This is a genomic window from Paracoccus sp. MKU1, assembly GCF_001447385.1.
In the GTDB taxonomy this organism is placed as follows: Bacteria; Pseudomonadota; Alphaproteobacteria; order Rhodobacterales; family Rhodobacteraceae; genus Paracoccus.
In genome coordinates this window covers 82902-98832 of sequence record NZ_LLWQ01000008.1, presented here as the reverse complement: position 1 = coordinate 98832, position 15931 = coordinate 82902, and the positions used below count along the sequence as shown (strand labels likewise).

15 protein-coding genes are annotated in these 15931 nt (G+C 69.5%); 5 read left to right on the top strand and 10 right to left on the bottom strand.

Annotation, left to right across the window (positions count from 1 at the left end; all coding sequences use genetic code 11):
- Window positions 1-99 precede the first annotated feature (99 nt).
- The 3 genes from AQY21_RS00870 to AQY21_RS00860 are packed head-to-tail and all read left to right on the top strand — an operon-like array spanning window position 100 to window position 1437.
- The gene (locus tag AQY21_RS00870; RefSeq protein WP_058096017.1) at window positions 100-474 is read left to right on the top strand and encodes an NADH:ubiquinone oxidoreductase subunit NDUFA12; all 375 of its coding nucleotides are present in this window, start codon (window positions 100-102) and stop codon (window positions 472-474) included.
- Between the two features lie 4 nt (window positions 475-478).
- Entirely contained in the window at window positions 479-946 is a 468-nt protein-coding gene (gene mlaD / locus AQY21_RS00865; protein WP_058096016.1) for an outer membrane lipid asymmetry maintenance protein MlaD, read from the top strand.
- The gene (locus AQY21_RS00860) at window positions 943-1437 is read left to right on the top strand and encodes a DUF2155 domain-containing protein (RefSeq protein ID WP_082657868.1); all 495 of its coding nucleotides are present in this window, start codon (window positions 943-945) and stop codon (window positions 1435-1437) included. Before mlaD ends, AQY21_RS00860 begins: the two co-directional genes overlap by 4 nt.
- Here AQY21_RS00860 and aat read toward each other — a convergent pair.
- The 6 genes from aat to tkt form a co-directional block, all read right to left on the bottom strand.
- A complete protein-coding gene (gene aat / locus AQY21_RS00855; protein ID WP_058096015.1) occupies window positions 1401-2039 on the bottom strand; it encodes a leucyl/phenylalanyl-tRNA--protein transferase in 639 nt (212 codons plus the stop codon). The genes AQY21_RS00860 and aat overlap by 37 nt on opposite strands.
- A 35-nt stretch (window positions 2040-2074) precedes the next feature.
- Complete coding sequence (accC, locus tag AQY21_RS00850; protein WP_058096014.1) at window positions 2075-3427, bottom strand: acetyl-CoA carboxylase biotin carboxylase subunit; 1353 nt, start codon at window positions 3425-3427, stop codon at window positions 2075-2077.
- An 8-nt stretch (window positions 3428-3435) separates the two neighbouring features.
- On the bottom strand, window positions 3436-3951 hold the full coding sequence (accB, locus tag AQY21_RS00845; protein ID WP_058096013.1) for an acetyl-CoA carboxylase biotin carboxyl carrier protein: 516 nt from the start codon (window positions 3949-3951) through the stop codon (window positions 3436-3438).
- 103 nt (window positions 3952-4054) lie between these two features.
- Complete coding sequence (locus AQY21_RS00840; protein ID WP_058096012.1) at window positions 4055-4945, bottom strand: lysophospholipid acyltransferase family protein; 891 nt, start codon at window positions 4943-4945, stop codon at window positions 4055-4057.
- A 26-nt stretch (window positions 4946-4971) separates the two neighbouring features.
- Entirely contained in the window at window positions 4972-5898 is a 927-nt protein-coding gene (locus tag AQY21_RS00835; protein WP_058096011.1) for a DMT family transporter, read from the bottom strand.
- 175 nt (window positions 5899-6073) lie between these two features.
- On the bottom strand, window positions 6074-8095 hold the full coding sequence (tkt, locus tag AQY21_RS00830) for a transketolase (protein WP_058096010.1): 2022 nt from the start codon (window positions 8093-8095) through the stop codon (window positions 6074-6076).
- A 94-nt stretch (window positions 8096-8189) separates the two neighbouring features.
- On the opposite strand from tkt, the gene AQY21_RS00825 reads away from it, so the two are divergent.
- Both AQY21_RS00825 and AQY21_RS00820 read left to right on the top strand, forming a co-directional pair.
- A complete protein-coding gene (locus AQY21_RS00825; RefSeq protein ID WP_058096009.1) occupies window positions 8190-10154 on the top strand; it encodes a hypothetical protein in 1965 nt (654 codons plus the stop codon).
- 92 nt (window positions 10155-10246) lie between these two features.
- A complete protein-coding gene (locus AQY21_RS00820; protein ID WP_058096035.1) occupies window positions 10247-11737 on the top strand; it encodes a nucleobase:cation symporter-2 family protein in 1491 nt (496 codons plus the stop codon).
- Here AQY21_RS00820 and AQY21_RS00815 read toward each other — a convergent pair.
- From AQY21_RS00815 to AQY21_RS00800, 4 genes are read right to left on the bottom strand one after another with little or no spacing between them, the layout of a single operon-like run.
- The gene (locus tag AQY21_RS00815; RefSeq protein ID WP_058096008.1) at window positions 11731-13083 is read right to left on the bottom strand and encodes an HlyC/CorC family transporter; all 1353 of its coding nucleotides are present in this window, start codon (window positions 13081-13083) and stop codon (window positions 11731-11733) included. The genes AQY21_RS00820 and AQY21_RS00815 overlap by 7 nt on opposite strands.
- Window positions 13080-14051 carry a tyrosine recombinase gene (locus AQY21_RS00810; protein ID WP_058096007.1) on the bottom strand — a complete coding sequence of 324 codons (972 nt, stop codon included), beginning with the start codon at window positions 14049-14051 and terminating at the stop codon, window positions 13080-13082. Before AQY21_RS00810 ends, AQY21_RS00815 begins: the two co-directional genes overlap by 4 nt.
- Entirely contained in the window at window positions 14048-15670 is a 1623-nt protein-coding gene (locus AQY21_RS00805; RefSeq protein WP_058096006.1) for a hypothetical protein, read from the bottom strand. The genes AQY21_RS00810 and AQY21_RS00805 overlap by 4 nt, the downstream gene beginning before the upstream one ends.
- A complete protein-coding gene (locus AQY21_RS00800) occupies window positions 15657-15914 on the bottom strand; it encodes a hypothetical protein (RefSeq protein WP_058096005.1) in 258 nt (85 codons plus the stop codon). The genes AQY21_RS00805 and AQY21_RS00800 overlap by 14 nt, the downstream gene beginning before the upstream one ends.
- Window positions 15915-15931 lie beyond the last annotated feature (17 nt).

Here is a 15931-nt window from a genome sequence, read left to right as displayed (position 1 = left end):
GATTTGCCCGGTCCAGGGCGGGCAGGGCCAAGCCTCTCTGGACCTTCGGCGCAACTTACGCCATATCTCGGTCACACCCGATTGATGAGGTTCGCACCCATGTCGTTTCTGCTGCGCTTTCTGACCTGGTGGAACAGCCAGACCCTCAACACCCAGGTCTGGACCAAGCTTTACGGCGAAAAGGTCGGCGAGGACGATCAGGGCAATGTCTATTACCAGTCCGGCGGCGGCAAGCGTCGCTGGGTCATCTATAACGGCGAAGCCGAGGCAAGCCGCATCTCGCCCGAATGGCATGGCTGGCTGCATCACACCTACAAGGAGCCGCCGACGGCCGCCCCGCTGCCGCACAAGCCCTGGGAAAAGCCGCATGAGCCGAACCTGACCGGCACGCCGGCCGCCTACCACCCGGCGGGCTCGCTCTATCGCGCCCAGCCGGTGGAGCGTCGCGACTACGACGCCTGGCAGCCCGAGTAGGCGCATGAACACCGCCGCCGAACGGGCCGAGCTTTGGGTTGGCGCGGCTGTGCTGGCCGTGGCGGCCGGGTTTCTCGTCTGGTCCACCTCGGGCGGCAGGCTGGGCGCACAGCTGGCCGGCGGCTATGAGTTGCGGGCCGCCTTTCCCAATGTCGATGGCATCGAGGTGGGCACCGATGTCCGGGTCGCCGGACTCAGGGTGGGGCGCGTTTCAGCCGTCGATCTGAACCCGCAGACCTATTATGCCGAGGCGCGGCTGCGCCTGCCCGACAGCATCCGCCTGCCCAGCGACAGCGCGGCGCTGATCCAGTCGGACGGGCTGCTGGGCGGCGCCTATATCGAATTGCAGCCGGGTGGCGCGCCCGACAACCTGGCCCCCGGCGACGAGATCGAGGATGTGCAGGGCGCGGTCAGCCTGATCTCGCTGATGATGAAATTCGTGGATTCGCAAAGCTCGGACGACAGCCCATGACCGACCTTCTGACCCGCGCCTGCCTGTGCCTGCTGCTGGCCGCCAGCCCTGTCATGGCCCAGGAGGAGGAACTGGCCGAGGACCAGCAGTTGCTGATCGACCCGGCCTTCAGCGACGATCCCGAGGCAGTGGTTCCGGCCGAGCCTTCGGCCGCCGAGCGTCAGCGCGCCGCCGAAGCCGCCCGCGGCCCCGAGACGGCGCGCGGTGCTGGGGCGCAGTTGCGCGGGCTCGACAAGATCACCGGCCGGACGCAGGATTTTACGCTGGCCGTGGGCGAGTCGGTCGAGTTCGGCCGGCTTCAGCTTAGCCTGGCGGAATGCCGGTATCCGGCGGCGGACCCGACCTCGGACGCCTATGCCGAACTGACGATCACCGACAAGCAGGCCAATGCGCGGCTGTTCTCGGGCTGGATGATCGCTTCCTCGCCGGCGCTCTCGGCGCTGGACGATTCCCGTTACGATGTCTGGGTGATTTCCTGCAACAGGGCCTGAAGGTTGGGCAGGGCATGGGCGGTAAAGTCGGCCCGGACCCGTAGGGCGGCTGCCAGCCGGCGGCGGTATTCCAGGCGCGGAATGGCCTGGCCGCCCATCGAGGCCAGATGCGGGTTCGGATATTGCGTGTCCCAAAGCGTGAAACCGCAGCGGGCCAGATGCGACGACATCCAGATCAGCGCCGCCTTTGAGGCGTTGGTTCGGCGCGAGAACATGCTTTCGGCAAAGAACGCCCCGCCCAACGCCAGGCCGAACATGCCGCCGATCAGCTCCTCGCCGGCACGGATTTCCAGCGAATGGGCATGGCCCATGCGGAACAGATCCTGGTAGAGCGCAAAGAGCGGTTCATTGATCCAGGTTTCCTCGCGGTCGGCGCAACCCGCCACCACCCCGGCGAAATCCCGGTCGATCATTGCCTGCCAGTCGCAATGGCGCAGAAACCGCCGCATCGAGCGCGAGACATGCACCTTGCCCACCGGCAGGATGCCGCGCAGCGCCGGCTCGAACCAGTAAAGCTGGGCTGCCGAGGCGGATTCCGCCATCGGAAACACCCCCTGGGCATAGGCGGCCAGCATCCGTTCGGCAGTCAGCTCCCCGCTCATGCAGGGACCGCCTGTCGCGCCAGGGGCCGCATCGCTCAGGCGCTGACGGCCATCTCGGCCAGCCAGCGTTCCAGCCAGTGGATCGAGTAATCGCCGCGCTGGATGTCGGGATTTTCGATCAGCGCCCGGAACAGCGGCACGGTGGTGTCGATGCCGTCCACGATCAGCTCGCCCAGGGCGCGGTTCAGCCGCGCCAGCGCCTCGGGCCGGTCGTGGCCATGCACGATCAGCTTGCCGATCAGACTGTCGTAATAGGGCGGGATGCGATAGCCGTCGTAAATCGCCGAATCCATCCGCACGCCCAGGCCCCCCGGCGCGTGATATTGCGAGATCGTGCCGGGCGAGGGGGTGAAGTTCGGCAGCCGCTCGGCATTGATCCGCACCTCGATGGCATGGCCGCGGATTTGCAGGTCCTCCTGGCGGAACTCCATCTCCTCGCCGGCGGCGACCAGGATCTGCTGGCGCACCAGATCGACGCCGAAGATCGCCTCGGTCACCGGATGCTCGACCTGGAGGCGGGTGTTCATCTCGATGAAATAGAACTCGCCGTCCTCGAACAGGAATTCGATGGTGCCGGCGCCGCGATAGCCGATCTTGGCCATGGCATTGGCGCAGATGCCGCCGATCCGGGCGCGCTGCTCGGCGGTGATGACCGGGCCGGGCGCCTCTTCGAAGACCTTCTGATGGCGGCGTTGCAGCGAACAGTCGCGCTCGCCCAGATGCACGGCCCGGCCGCGGCCGTCGCCAAAGACCTGGACCTCGATATGGCGCGGCCGTTGCAGGTATTTCTCGATATAGACCTCGTCATTGCCGAAGGCGGCCTTGGCCTCGGCCCGGGCGGTGCGGAATGCGGTCTCCAGCGCGGTCTCGTCCTGGGCGACCTTCATGCCGCGGCCGCCGCCGCCGGCGGTGGCCTTGATGATGACCGGATAGCCGATCTGCGCCGCGATCCGCTTGGCCGCGGCCACCTCCGCCACGCCGCCGTCCGAGCCCGGCACCACCGGGATGCCCAGCGACTTGGCGGTCTCCTTGGCGGTGATCTTGTCGCCCATGATGCGGATATGTTCCGCCGAGGGGCCGATGAAGGTGATGCCGTGATCCTCGAGCATCTGCACGAAGCTGGCGTTTTCCGACAGGAAGCCATAACCGGGATGCACGGCCTGGGCGCCGGTGATCTCGCAGGCCGAGATGATAGCGGGCTGCGACAGGTAGCTGTCGGTCGAGGGCGGCGGGCCGATGCAGACCGATTCATCGGCCATGCGCACATGCATGGCATCGGCATCGGCGGTGGAATGCACTGCGACCGAGGCGATACCCATTTCGCGGCAGGCGCGGATCACGCGAAGCGCGATCTCGCCGCGGTTGGCGATCAGGATCTTGTCGAACATGCCCTGACTCACTCGACAACCATCAGGGGCGCGCCGAATTCGACCGGGCTGCCGTCATCGACCAGGATGCGCTTGACCGTGCCCGAGCGGGGCGAGGGGATGTGGTTCATCGTCTTCATCGCCTCGACGATCATCAGCGTCTCGCCCTCCTTGACCTGCTGGCCGATGGCCACGAAGGGGGTGGCGCCGGGCTCGGGCGCCAGATAGGCGGTGCCGACCATGGGCGAGGTCACGACGCCGGGCAGGCTGGCCGGATCCTCGCTGGCGGCCGGGGCGGCAGCGGCGGGCGCGGCAGCCGGAGCGACGGGGGCCGGGACGGCGGCGGGCGCGGCCACGGTCTGGATGACCTGCTTGTTTTGCTTGGAGAGGCTGACGGTCAGCCGGTCGTTTTCGTCATATTCGCGCTTGACGGTCAGTTCGGTCAGCTCGTTGCGATTGAGCAATTCGGCCAGCGCCTGGATGAAGGCGACGTCGCCCTCGTGATGACGTTTTTCGTGACCAGCGTTCTTGGATTCGTCGCTCATGCCGTCCTCTGGATGTCGTTGTCGGGGCCCGCGTTCTGCTTGCGCGGCGGATTTGGGCGCACTTATAGACCGTCGGACAACCCAAGGGAAAGGGATTCGCCGCCTAGCCCCTGCGTTTCCAGCGCCGATGCACCCAGAACCATTGCTCCATATGGGCGCGCACCAGCCGCTCCAGATCGTCGTTCAGCGCCTGCATCATGGTCGCGGCATCGCTGTGCGGTACCGGCTCGCCGACCTCGACCCGGAAGCTCAGCCCGTCAGGCTGGCGCACCCCGGCGATGGGCAGGATCAGCGCATCATAGCGCAGCGCCAGTTCCGCCGGGGTCAGCACGGTCTTCGACGGCTGGCCGAAGAAACGCAGCTCGGCGCCGTGATCGTCGAACTGGTCGAAGCCCAGGGCCAGCCAGCCGCCGCCCTTCAGAAAGCGCAGCATGGCGGCCAGGCCGGCGCGGCCGCGCGGGAATATCGGCTGCGAGATGGCATTCAGCGCCGGGATGTAATGGCGGTTGAAGGCCTCGTTGTTCATCGGTCGGTAGAGCGCGCCGACCGGCCAGCCGCGCCCGGCCAGCGCCGCGCGCATGGCGTCGTAATTGCCGAAATGCGCGGCGGCGAGGATGACGGGCCGGCCGGCCGCCGCCGCCTGCTCCAGTGCCGGCAGGCCGGGGCCGGCCAGCGGATCGGCGGCGTGGATGCGGTCGGTGAACTGCTCGCCAGAATAGGTCTCGGCCAGCGATCGGCCGGCATTGTCCGGCACCGCGCGGGTCAGGCGGCGGATCTCGGCCGGGGGCAGGTCGGGGCATGCCAGGGCCAGGTTGGCGCGGATGCGCCTGCGCCAGCCGGCAAGCGGGCCCAGGACATGGGCGAAGAACCAGCCCATGAGGGGGACGCGCCGCTCATAGGGCAGGATCCGGGCGAGGCCCATCAGGGCCAGAAAGGCGCCATTGGCGATGCGGTCGCGCAGTCGGACGGGTTCCTGGGTTTCGGTCTCGCTCATCGCGGTCCTGTTCATGGGCTTTCGGATCATGCGGGCCGGTGCATGGCACGGGCCTCGCGCATCCAGACATATATGCCCGCGACCACGATGATCAACGCGCCGACAAAGGTCCACCGGTCGGGCAGGGTGCCCCAGAAGAGCCAGCCCCAGAGCCCGGCCCAGATCAGCCCGGTATAGCCGAAGGGGGCGATGGCGGCGGCCTCGGCCAGCGAGAAGGCGCGGATCAGGAGCGCCTGCGCCGCCGTGCCGAGCCCGCCAAGCAGCAGGAAAGCCCAGAGATCGCTCGCCGCGATGGGCTGCCAGAAAAAGGGCACGGCGAGCGAGGCGAGGATCGAGCCGACCAGCGCCGACCACAGCACCGAGGTGGCGGTGGAATCGCTGCGCGCGAGGCGGGTCAGGATGGCGCCGGCGGCATAGGTGAAGGCCGCGACCAGCGCCAGCAGCGCCGCGGGATGAAAGACGCCGGCGCCGGGGCGGATGATGATCAGCGCGCCGCAAAGCGCCGCGAGGATGCCGAGGATGCGGCGGATGCCGATGGATTCGCCCAGGAAGATCGCGGCGCCGAGCGTGATGAGCACCGGGTTGATGTCCATGATCGCGGTGGCCTCGGCCAGGCCGATGAATTGCAGGGCGCTGAAGAACAGCAGGATCGAGCCAAGCTGCGTCACGCCGCGGAAGAACTGCACCACCGGGCGCCGGGTGGCCAGGGTGCTGCGCAGCCGCGGCGCGAAGATCACCGCGACGATGGCCAGGTTGGTGACGAAGCGCACCCAGACCACCTGTACCGGATGGTAGAGCGTCGAGAGATGCTTGCCGGTCGCATCCATCAGCGTGAACAGGAAGATCGCCAGCAGCAGCAGCAGGATGCCGCGCAATTGAGTCGAACGCGCCGGATCGCCCGCGGGCGCGAGGATCGGCGGCAGGGCGCCGGGATCGGATTTCGGCGGGGTCATGCTGCTGCTTCCTTGGGCCTGGGCGCCTGGGGGCGGGCCGGTGCGCCCCCGGGGTGCCGTCGCATGAGTATTTGGGAAACGGTGAAAACCGGGCGAGCCGGGCGCCCCCGCATGGGTATTCGAGGAATGAAGAAGATGCGGGCCGCGCCCTTGGCGGGGCGGCCCGGCGTCTGGATCAGCCCAGCAGGCGGCGGGCCTCGGCGACGGCGGCCTCGGCGGTGATGCCGAACTCCTTGTAGAGCACCGGTGCCGGGGCCGAGGCGCCGAAGCCGGTCATGCCGATGAAGCCCGAGGTTTCCTCGCGCCCGCGCTCGCCCAGGAGCAGCCAGTCCCAGGGCTGGCGCACGGCGGCCTCGATGGCGACGCGCACGGTGCCGGCCGGCAGGACCTGCCGGCGGTATTCGGTGTCCTGGTCGCGGAACAGCTCCATCGACGGCACCGAGACGACGCGGGTGGGCACGCCTTCGGCCTCCAGCGCCTCACGGGCGGCGACGGCGATCTCGACCTCGGAGCCCGAGGCCAGCAGGATCACCTTGGGCGCGGCGCCAGCCTCGCGCAGCACATAGGCGCCCTTGGCCGAGAGGTTCTCAGCCCCCGCATCCTCGCGCAGCAGCGGCAGGTTCTGGCGCGACAGCGCCATGACCGTCGGGGTCGATTCGCTCGACAGCGCGATTTCCCAGGCCTCGGCGGTCTCGATCAGGTCGCAGGGGCGCAGGGTCAGCGTGTTGGGCGTGGCGCGGCAGATCGCCAGGTGCTCGACCGGCTGGTGGGTCGGGCCGTCCTCGCCCAGGCCGATGGAATCATGGGTCATGACATAGGTCACCGGCAGGCCCATCAGCGCCGAAAGCCGCATCGCGCCGCGCGCATAGTCGGTGAAGCACATGAAGGTGCCGCCATAGGGGCGCAGCCCGCCATGCAGCCAGATGCCGTTCATCGCCGCCGCCATGCCGTGCTCGCGGATGCCGTAATGGATATAGCGGCCCTTGCGGTTTTCCGGCGTGAAGATGCCCAGATCCTTGGTCTTGGTGTTGTTCGAGCCGGTCAGGTCGGCCGAGCCGCCCAGCGTCTCGGGCAGTTCGGGGTTCACCACCTCGAGCACCATCTCGCTGGCCTTGCGGGTCGCGACCTTGGGCTTGCTGGCCAGCGCCTGTTCCTTGAGCGCCGCGATGGTGGGCGCCAGCCGGTCGCTGACGCCGCCCGAGATGCGGCGGGCGAATTCGTCGCGGTTCTCGGCCGCATCGACGCGGGCGGCCCAGGCCTCGCGCTCGGCCCGGCCGCGGGCGCCGATGGCGCGCCAGTCGGCCAGGATGTCCTCGGGGATGACGAAGGCGGGCGAATCCCAGCCCAGCACCTCGCGCGCGGCGACGATTTCCGCCGCCCCCAGCGCCGAGCCGTGCACGCCCGAGCTGTCCTGCTTGTTCGGCGCGCCGTAGCCGATGATGGTCTTGCAGGCGACCAGCACCGGGCGGTCGTCCTGACCGCTGGCGGCATTCGCCAGTGCGCGCTCGATATCGGCCGGGTCGTGGCCGTCGCAGGAAAGCGTCCGCCATCCCGAGGCTTCGAACCGCTTGAGCTGGTCGGTCGAATCCGACAGCGACACCCGGCCGTCGATGGTGATGTCGTTATTGTCCCAAAGGACGATCAGGTTCTTGAGCTTCTGGTGGCCGGCCAGGCCGACGGCCTCCTGGCTGATGCCCTCCATCAGGCAGCCGTCGCCGGCGATGACCCAGGTCTTGTGGCTGCACAGCGTCTCGCCGAACTGGGCGCGCATCGCCTCTTCGGCGATGGCGAAGCCGACGGCGGTGGCGATGCCCTGGCCCAGCGGGCCGGTCGTGGTCTCGATGCCCTCGGCATGGCCGAATTCCGGATGGCCGGCAGTGATCGAGCCCCATTGCCGGAAGTTGCGGATCTGGTCGATCGACATCTGCTCGTAGCCGGTCAGGTAGAGCAGCGAATAGATCAGCATCGAGCCGTGGCCGGCCGACAGCACGAAACGGTCGCGGTCGAACCAGTTCGGCGCGGCGGCGTCGAATTTCAGGTGGTTGCGGAACAGGACCGTGGCGACGTCGGCCATGCCCATCGGCATGCCGGGATGGCCCGAATTCGCGGCCTCGACGGCGTCCATGGAAAGGGCGCGGATCGCGGTGGCGAGGCGCCAGTGGGCGGGATCGGCCTTGCGGCGGGCGGCGATGTCCATATCGGGGTTTCCGTGCTGTTGTATGGCGGCACGTCCTGATAGGCAGGAGGGCGGGCGGTTGCAAGCCGCAAGGGGATCGGAGGGACGGTTTCGCATGAGGAAGGAACAGGCCATCATCGGCTTCCGGCAGGATCGGATCGGTGCGCGGCTGATCTGCCTGCTCAACGTCATGCGCCTGTCGCGCAAGTTCGACGTCACGGGGCGCTATCTCTGGCTGTCCCAGCCCGGCGGACCCTATCCCGAGCTGCTCGATCCGCGCGATTTCCTGGCCCCGGAGTTCGTGGCGGCGCATATCGACATCGTGGACGGGGCGCCCGACCGGGCCGGCCTGCGCAACCTGCCCGCCGTGGCGCCCGGCATGAACAGCGCCGGTTTCGCCCGCGCCCTGGCCGAGGGCCGGCGCTACGAATGCGACAGCATGTCCGAGGTCGTCCGCTTCATGGACGAATCCGAGGCCGAAGCTGCGGCCGGCCTGCGCGCCGCCGCCGCCGAACTGGCGCTGTCCCCGCGCTTGGCCCGGGCGCTGGAGCGGGCACGCGGCATCCTGGCGCAGGCGGGCGGTGGCCAGCCGCTGGCCATCCATGTCCGGCGCGGCGACATTCTGGACGGCGATCCCTGGTCCTATTCCTCCTGGGCGTCGAAATATGTGCCCGACGAATTCTTCCGCGCCTTCGTTGCGCAGGCGCAGGGGCCGGTGATCGCCTTTTCCGACACGCCCGCGGCGGTCGGGCACCTGCGCCAGGGTGATCCGCGCATCCTGCCGGTGCAGGAACTGCTGGACCCCGGGGCCCTGTCGGTGGCCGAGCGCGACCTGCTGGAGCTGCTGCTGATGGCCGGCTGCGCCGAGGTGGGGGCGCCGAGCCACAGCGCCTTCTCGCGCGCGGCGGCGATGATCGGGCATTGCCGCATCGTGGCCCTGCCGGCCGCGCTGCCCGTCGATCTGCGGCTTGCGGCCTATGACGCGCTGCTGGACCGGGTGATCGCGCGGCCGGACAGTTTCTTCGCACCCGGCGATCTGGCGCAGAGCGTGAGCTATGCCGCGCGCCATGCCGCCGGCCGCGGGCGTGGCGAGGAACTGGTCGATGCGCTGGCGGGGCGGGACGAGTTGCTGGAGCGGTTTCCCTTTCTCTATCGCGAGCTTGCGCTGCTGGCCTGGTCCTCGGGTTGCCGGCGGCAGGCCCGGGAATTGGCGCAGCAGGGGCTGGAGGCGCCGCTGATGCGCAACCGCGACAAGCCGCAATGCCGGCAGGTGCTGCTGATCTCCGGCGGAGAGGGCGGGGAGGCGGATGGGACCGATCCCGGCCTGGAGGCGGGTTTTCTGGACATGATCTTTGCCGGGCGCGCGGCCGAGGGGCCGATCATGCCGGCGCTGGCGCATCGGCTGATGCGAGAGGGTGGCGCGGCGGCGCTTGCGCTCGGCTTTGCGCCCGGCCTGCTGCCGGTCCATGCCCAGCCCAACCGGGAACGCGGCAAGGGCAAGGTTCTGCCGCTTTGGGTGTTGCGGATCGACTGGTCGGAATTCGTCCGCGATCCGGGGCAGCAGCGCGAATTGCTGCTCTGGCCCGATCTGCCGCGCAAGCTGGGCCCCGTGGCCGGCCGCCTGGCGCGGATCGAGGCGGCGCTGGCCAAGGGCGGCAATCCCGCGCTTGAGGGCAAGGATGAGGCGTGGCTGGGCTTTTGCGCCTCGGTCCTGCGGCTGCATGGCCGGCTGAACCGGGCCTTCGCGCTTTTGCACTGGCTGGACGCGGCCCGGCCCGATCAGGTGATGACCCGCAAGCGGCTGGCCGATGCCTGTTTCGCCGCCGGCAATCGCAAGGCCGGCTGGCGCTGGCTGGATGCGGCGCTGGCGCTGGCGCCCGACCAGCCGCTGTTGCAGCTGTCCGCAGCCCTGCGCGCGGCCGAGGCGGAGGACGGCGCAAGGTCCAAGGCGCATCTGCGCGCGGCCGAGGCGGCCTGGCCGGGATTGCCGCTGACCGAAACCCTGCGCCGCATGTCGCGCAGGCAGATCAAGGCCGGCGAGCGGGCAGGGGCCGTATCCCAGGGCACGCGCACCGCCTGATCACGCGATCGTCATAAAGCATTTGCCAAACCCCCGGCGCCGTCGCAATCTTTCAGGAAAAGCAACGATTTTCGGCACCAATGGGGGGCATCATGGCCAAAGTCGCCACACCCGCGGTCGATCCGGTCGACGAGATCCTGCCGCCGCTGCGCATGACGACTCTGGGCTTGCAGCATGTTCTGGTCATGTATGCCGGGGCGGTCGCCGTGCCGCTGATCGTCGGCCGGGCGCTAAGGCTTTCGCCCGAGGACGTGGCTTTCCTGATCTCGGCCGACCTGTTCTGCTGCGGCATCGCCACCATCATCCAGTCGCTGGGCATGACGCGCTGGTTCGGCATCCAATTGCCGGTGATGATGGGGGTGACCTTCGCCTCGGTCGGGCCGATGGTCGCCATGGCCAATGCCTATCCGGGACCGGAGGGCGCGCGGATGATCTTCGGCGCCATCATCGGCGCGGGCATCGTGGCCATGCTCATCGCGCCCTTCGTCGGGCGGATGCTGAGATTCTTTCCGCCGCTGGTCACCGGCACCATCATCCTGGTGATCGGCGTCACGCTGATGCGGGTGGGGATCAACTGGATCTTCGGCAACCCGGTCGGTCCGACCGCACCCAAGGTGGTGGACCCGGTGGCGATGGGCTGGCTGAACCAGCTCAAGGAACTGGCCGGGACCGGTGCGGTGCCGGCGCTGCCAGAAGGTTTCGCACCCGCGCCCAGCGTGCAGAACCCGCTTTACGCCCAGCCGGTGAATATCGCCATCTCGGGCGTGGTGCTGGTGGCGATCCTGCTGATCGCGCGTTTCGGCCGCGGCTTCATCGCCAATATCGCGGTGCTTCTGGGCATGCTGATCGGCGCGGCGCTGACCATCGCCCTGGGCCAGATGACCTTCGAGAAGGTGGCCGAGGCGCATTGGTTCGGCATCGTCACCCCCTTCCATTTCGGCATGCCGATCTTCGACCCGGTGCTGATCGTGACCATGGTGCTGGTGATGATCGTGGTGATGATCGAATCGACCGGCATGTTCCTGGCCCTGGGTGAGATGACCGGGCGCGAGGTCACGCCGCAGCGCCTGACCGCCGGGCTGCGCACCGACGGCCTTGGCACGCTGATCGGCGGCATCTTCAACACCTTTCCCTATACCTCGTTCAGCCAGAATGTCGGCCTTGTCGGCGTCACCGGCATCAAGAGCCGCTATATCTGCGTTGCCGGCGGGCTGATCCTGATCCTGTTCGGGCTGGTGCCCAAGATGGGCGCGGCGGTGGAATCGCTGCCGACCCCGGTGCTGGGCGGCGCGGGCCTCGTGATGTTCGGCATGGTGGCGGCGACGGGGATCCGCATCCTCTCGACGGTGGATTTCGCCGGCAACCGCAACAACCTGTTCGTGGTTGCGGTGGCGCTGGGTTTCGGGATGATCCCGCTGGTCGCGCCGGACTTCAAGCAATGGATGCCGCATGCCATCCACCCGCTGGTCGAATCGGGCATCCTGCTGGCCACCATCGCGGCGGTGGCGCTGAACGCCTTCTTCAACGGCACCGGCGGCAGCGTCGAGGAGGCCAAGCGCGCCGCCGGCATGGCCGATCACTGATCGGCGGCGGTCTCGCCCGGCGGCGGCGTCTCCAGCGGGCGGATGCGCAGCCGGGTGATGCGGTTTTCCCGCCGCGCCAGCACCTCGAAACGATAGCCATGGAACGAGAAGACCTGGCCCGGCGCCGGGATCGACTGGGCCATGTGGATCACCAGCCCGGCGACGGTATTGGCCTCGTCATCGGGCAGCGACCAGTCCAGTGCCCGGTTCAGGTCGCGGATGGTCATGGTGCCTTCGACCAGGTAATCGCCCTGCGGTCCGGGCAGCAGCGACTGCGCGGCGTCCATGTCGTGCTCGTCGGTGATCTCGCCGACGATCTCCTCCAGGATATCCTCGAGCGTGATGAGCCCGCGCAGGCTGCCATATTCGTCCACCACCAGCGCGAAATGCGTCCGCCGCTTGAGGAATTCGCGCATCTGCTCGTCCAGCGGCGTGGTCTCGGGCACGAAATAGGGCGGCATGGCGGTGCCGAGCACGTCGAAATCGTGCAGCGCCTCGGGACCGCTTTCCTGAAGCGCCCGGCGCACGCCGCGCAGCAGATCCTTGGCATGGATCACGCCGATGACGTTCTCGCGCTCGCCGCGAAACACCGGCAGGCGGGTATGCGGGCTTTTCAGCACCAGGTCCAGCACCTCCTCGGCAGTCAGGTCGGCGTCGATCATCGCGATGCCCGAACGGTGCAGCATGACCTCCTCGACCGAGCGCTCGCCCAGGTCCAGCGCACCCATCAGCCGGTCGCGCTCCTCTTTCTGCACGGCGCCGCTGGACTCGGCTACGGCCAAGGCGTCGGCGATCTCGTCCTGCACCGAGAACACCGGACCCGCATGGCCGGCGCGGATGCCGAAAGGCGCCAGAAGGCCGCGCGCGACCAGCCGCACCGTCCAGACCGCGGGCGCAAGGATGCGGGCCAGGGCGCCCAGCGGCCGCGCGACGCGGCATGCCGTCTCCTCGGGGGCAAGGCGGGCCAGGGTGCGGGGCAGCACCTCGGCCAGCACCAGCAGCAGAAGCGCCAGGACCAGCACCGCCAGCGCCGCCCCGCTCCAGCCGGACAGGCGCAGGCCAAGCGCCGCGGCAAGGCTGGCGGCCAGGATCTTGACCAGAGTGTTGCCGACAAGGATGGCGCCGTTCAGGTTTTCGCTGTCCTCGATGGCCTCCAGCGCCTCGGCCGCCCGCAGGTCGCCCTTGTCGGCGCGGGCGCGCAGCTTGCTGCGGCTTGCCGCGTTCAGCGCCGTCTCGGAGCCCGAGAAGAAGGCGGCAAGCGCCAGAAGCAGCAGGATCGCCGCGCCCAGCAGCCAGAAGGCCGGGTCATGGGCGGGCGTCGGGTCCGGGACGGTCGGCGGGATCATGACTTCTTGTCGGTGCGATGGGCATTGGCCAGGGGATGGTGGTTCAGCACCAGATCGCGCATCCGGGTGTCCATGACATGGGTATAGATCTCGGTCGTGCCCAGATCGGCATGGCCCAGCAGCGTCTGGATCGCCCGCAGATCGGCGCCGCCTTCCAGCAGATGCGTGGCAAAGGCATGGCGGATCACATGCGGCGAGACGCGGGCCGGGTCGATGCCCGCCGCCAGCGCCAGCTGGCCCAGCAGGGCGTTCATCGCCTGCCGGGTCATGTGCCCCTCGCGCGAGGCGGCGGGAAACAGCCAGCGCGCGCCCTTGCCCGCGACCAGCCGGCCCAGCGGGCTTTCGGCGGGCGCATTGTCGCGCTGCTTCAGCCAGGCGGCCAGCGCCCGGCGGGCGGGATCGCTCAGCGGCACCATGCGCTCCTTGCCGCCCTTGCCGCGGATGAGCAGCAGCGCCGGATCGCCGCGGCAGGCGCCGACGGGCAGCGAGACCAGCTCGCTCACCCGCATGCCGGTGGCATAGATCAGCTCGACCAGCGCCAGGTTGCGGGCGCGCTCGGTCTCGTTGCGGCCGATGCGGGACAGGGCATCCAGCATGGCCTGCACCTCGGCCCGGTCCAGGACTTTCGGCAGGCGCTGCACCCGGCCCGGGCCGCTGATGCGGCCGGCAGGGTCGTCCTCGCGCCAGTTTTCGTCGAGCGCGAAGCGCATGAGCTGCCGGATCGCCGAGAGCCGCCGCGCCCGCGTGGCCCGCGACAGGCCCTGCGCGTCGCAATAGGACAGGTAATCCTCGATCCCCTCGCGCGGGACGGTCAGCAGGCTTTCGCCCCGCGCCGCCAGCCAGTCGATGAAATCCCGCAGGTCGCGGCCATAGGCCAGAAGCGTGTTGCGCGCCGCTCCCGCCTCGGCCGCCTGGGCGTCGAGAAAGGCCGAGATCCGGCCCCGGTCGTTCTGCCGGTCGCCGCTCACGGCATGCCGGCGCCCGGTGCGGGCGTCATCGCCGGGGCCAGGATCAGTTCTACCGCGGCCTGGCGTGCGATCTCCTGCTGGCCCAGCACGCGCAGCACGCGCAGGCCTTGCGCCGCGCGCGGCAGGTCGCCGTCCAGCCCGGCATCGACATCGGCGATGGCGGCAAGCAGTGCCTCGCCCCGTCGGCCGGCCAGGATCAACTGCGTCGCGCCTTGCGGCAGGTTCTTTTCCGAAGGGCCGAGGAAGGCCGGGAAAATCTCGGCCGCAAGCGGCTCGCCCTCGCCCGGCGGCGGAGCGGATTGCGGCTCGCCCTCGGCAAAGCGCAAGAGCCACAGGTCGAAGGGCGCGGCATCGGCGGGCGGGTCCTGCACCACCTGCGGTTGCGCGGCTTGCAGGGCCAGCCAAAGCGCGATCCGGCCGGCGCGGCCTTCCAGCCCCAGGGCGCCGACCTCGGCCCCGACCATATCGGCCAAGGCGGGGCCAAGCCCGGCCGCGACCATGGCGTCGAAGGCGGGCGGCAGCGTTTGCGCTACGGCAGCCGCATCGCGCAGCAGCAGCGCATCGGCCAGCGCCTGCACGGCGGCGGCGCGGTCCCAGACCCCGCCCGAGGCGGCAGGCTTCTGTTCCAGATAGATCATCCGCAGCTGCGAGGCGGGGATCGCGCCTGCCCGCGCCAGCCGCTCGGCCGCGTCCAGCCGGGCCTTCCAGCCCTCGTTCTGGTCCAGATCGGCCAGGGCAAAGGCCAGCGGCAGGCTGGAGGAGGGCAGGGGCTGGCCGATCGCCTCGTGCAGGCGCAGTTCCAGCGGCGTGACCACCGGCGGCGGAACCAGTTCCTCGGCGCCGTCGGAATAGCCGTCGTCCAGATATTGCGCCAGCAACTCGGTCATCTGCGGATCGATCCGTCCCATGGTCTGGGCGCCGTGAAAGACCAGCGCCGCCGCTGCCCAGTCGCCGCCAAGCGCCAGGCAGAAGATGCGCGCCGGAAAGCTGGGCGCGACGCCGGGAGTGCGGTCCATGATCTCGCAGGCCTGGGCCTCGTCGCCGGAAAGCAGGGCGATGTCGAACAGGCGCCGAAACCGCTCGGGGTCGCCGGGGCCGGCGGCCTTCAGCAGTTCCTTGGCGGCGCCGGTGGCACCCATGTCCAGAAGCTTGTCCACCCGGGCCAGGAACAGCGCGCCTTCCTGCCCGGCTTCGGTCCGCGGGGGGCGGAGCTGCGCGGCCAGCAGCCGCCGCTCCAGCCGCCGCAACGCCGGCAGGCGCGGGTTCGAGCTGCGGATCAGCCGCACCAGAACTGCCGCCTCGCTGTCGCCCCACAGATCCGCCGGCAGTCCCGCGGCGCGCGGCGAGACCGTGCCCTTGCCATCGGGATTGCCCTCGCCCAGCCGGGTGACACCGACCGGCTCGACCGCGCCGGTGGGGGCGATGTCGCGCTTAGCCCGGCGCTTGAGCTCGGGCGGGCGTGGGTCGCCGGGCCGCCAGGACGAGATGTTGTCGGGCTCCTGCACGCTGCCCGACAGCCAGTCGCTGGCGGAAAGCGGCGGCTTGGCGCCGGCCGGCAGGGCAAGCGCCAGCCCCGCCGCCAGGGCGCAGGCCAGGCCGAGACCGTCAGTCGAGGTCATTCTGCCCCGCTTCCGCGCCGCCGGCCGCCGGGGCGGGCTGGACGGCGCCATTGTCTTCTGGGGTTGTGGTCGGGGCGATCTGGGCAGCGGTCGTAGCCGGCGCCGGGCGTTCCGCGCCCAGGTCCAGCTCGACCGGCATCCGCATCTCGCGCGGGTCCGAGGTCATGTCGCCGAAATAGGCATAGCCGGCAAGGCCCGCCAGAATCAGGATGACCAGAACCACCACCACCTTCAAAAGCCGCATGAAATGCCCCTTCCGCC

What these genes read in the sequence shown, in the direction of transcription:
- AQY21_RS00805 (WP_058096006.1), bottom strand. Translation starts at nt 15,670, where the DNA reads ATGACCTCGACTGACGGTCTCGGCCTGGCCTGCGCCCTGGCGGCGGGG.
- AQY21_RS00840 (WP_058096012.1), bottom strand. Translation starts at nt 4,945, where the DNA reads ATGAGCGAGACCGAAACCCAGGAACCCGTCCGACTGCGCGACCGCATC.
- tkt (WP_058096010.1), bottom strand. Translation starts at nt 8,095, where the DNA reads ATGGACATCGCCGCCCGCCGCAAGGCCGATCCCGCCCACTGGCGCCTC.
- AQY21_RS00870 (WP_058096017.1), top strand. Translation starts at nt 100, where the DNA reads ATGTCGTTTCTGCTGCGCTTTCTGACCTGGTGGAACAGCCAGACCCTC.
- AQY21_RS00800 (WP_058096005.1), bottom strand. Translation starts at nt 15,914, where the DNA reads ATGCGGCTTTTGAAGGTGGTGGTGGTTCTGGTCATCCTGATTCTGGCG.
- AQY21_RS00820 (WP_058096035.1), top strand. Translation starts at nt 10,247, where the DNA reads ATGGCCAAAGTCGCCACACCCGCGGTCGATCCGGTCGACGAGATCCTG.
- aat (WP_058096015.1), bottom strand. Translation starts at nt 2,039, where the DNA reads ATGAGCGGGGAGCTGACTGCCGAACGGATGCTGGCCGCCTATGCCCAG.
- AQY21_RS00835 (WP_058096011.1), bottom strand. Translation starts at nt 5,898, where the DNA reads ATGACCCCGCCGAAATCCGATCCCGGCGCCCTGCCGCCGATCCTCGCG.
- mlaD (WP_058096016.1), top strand. Translation starts at nt 479, where the DNA reads ATGAACACCGCCGCCGAACGGGCCGAGCTTTGGGTTGGCGCGGCTGTG.
- AQY21_RS00860 (WP_082657868.1), top strand. Translation starts at nt 943, where the DNA reads ATGACCGACCTTCTGACCCGCGCCTGCCTGTGCCTGCTGCTGGCCGCC.
- AQY21_RS00815 (WP_058096008.1), bottom strand. Translation starts at nt 13,083, where the DNA reads ATGATCCCGCCGACCGTCCCGGACCCGACGCCCGCCCATGACCCGGCC.
- accC (WP_058096014.1), bottom strand. Translation starts at nt 3,427, where the DNA reads ATGTTCGACAAGATCCTGATCGCCAACCGCGGCGAGATCGCGCTTCGC.
- AQY21_RS00825 (WP_058096009.1), top strand. Translation starts at nt 8,190, where the DNA reads ATGAGGAAGGAACAGGCCATCATCGGCTTCCGGCAGGATCGGATCGGT.
- accB (WP_058096013.1), bottom strand. Translation starts at nt 3,951, where the DNA reads ATGAGCGACGAATCCAAGAACGCTGGTCACGAAAAACGTCATCACGAG.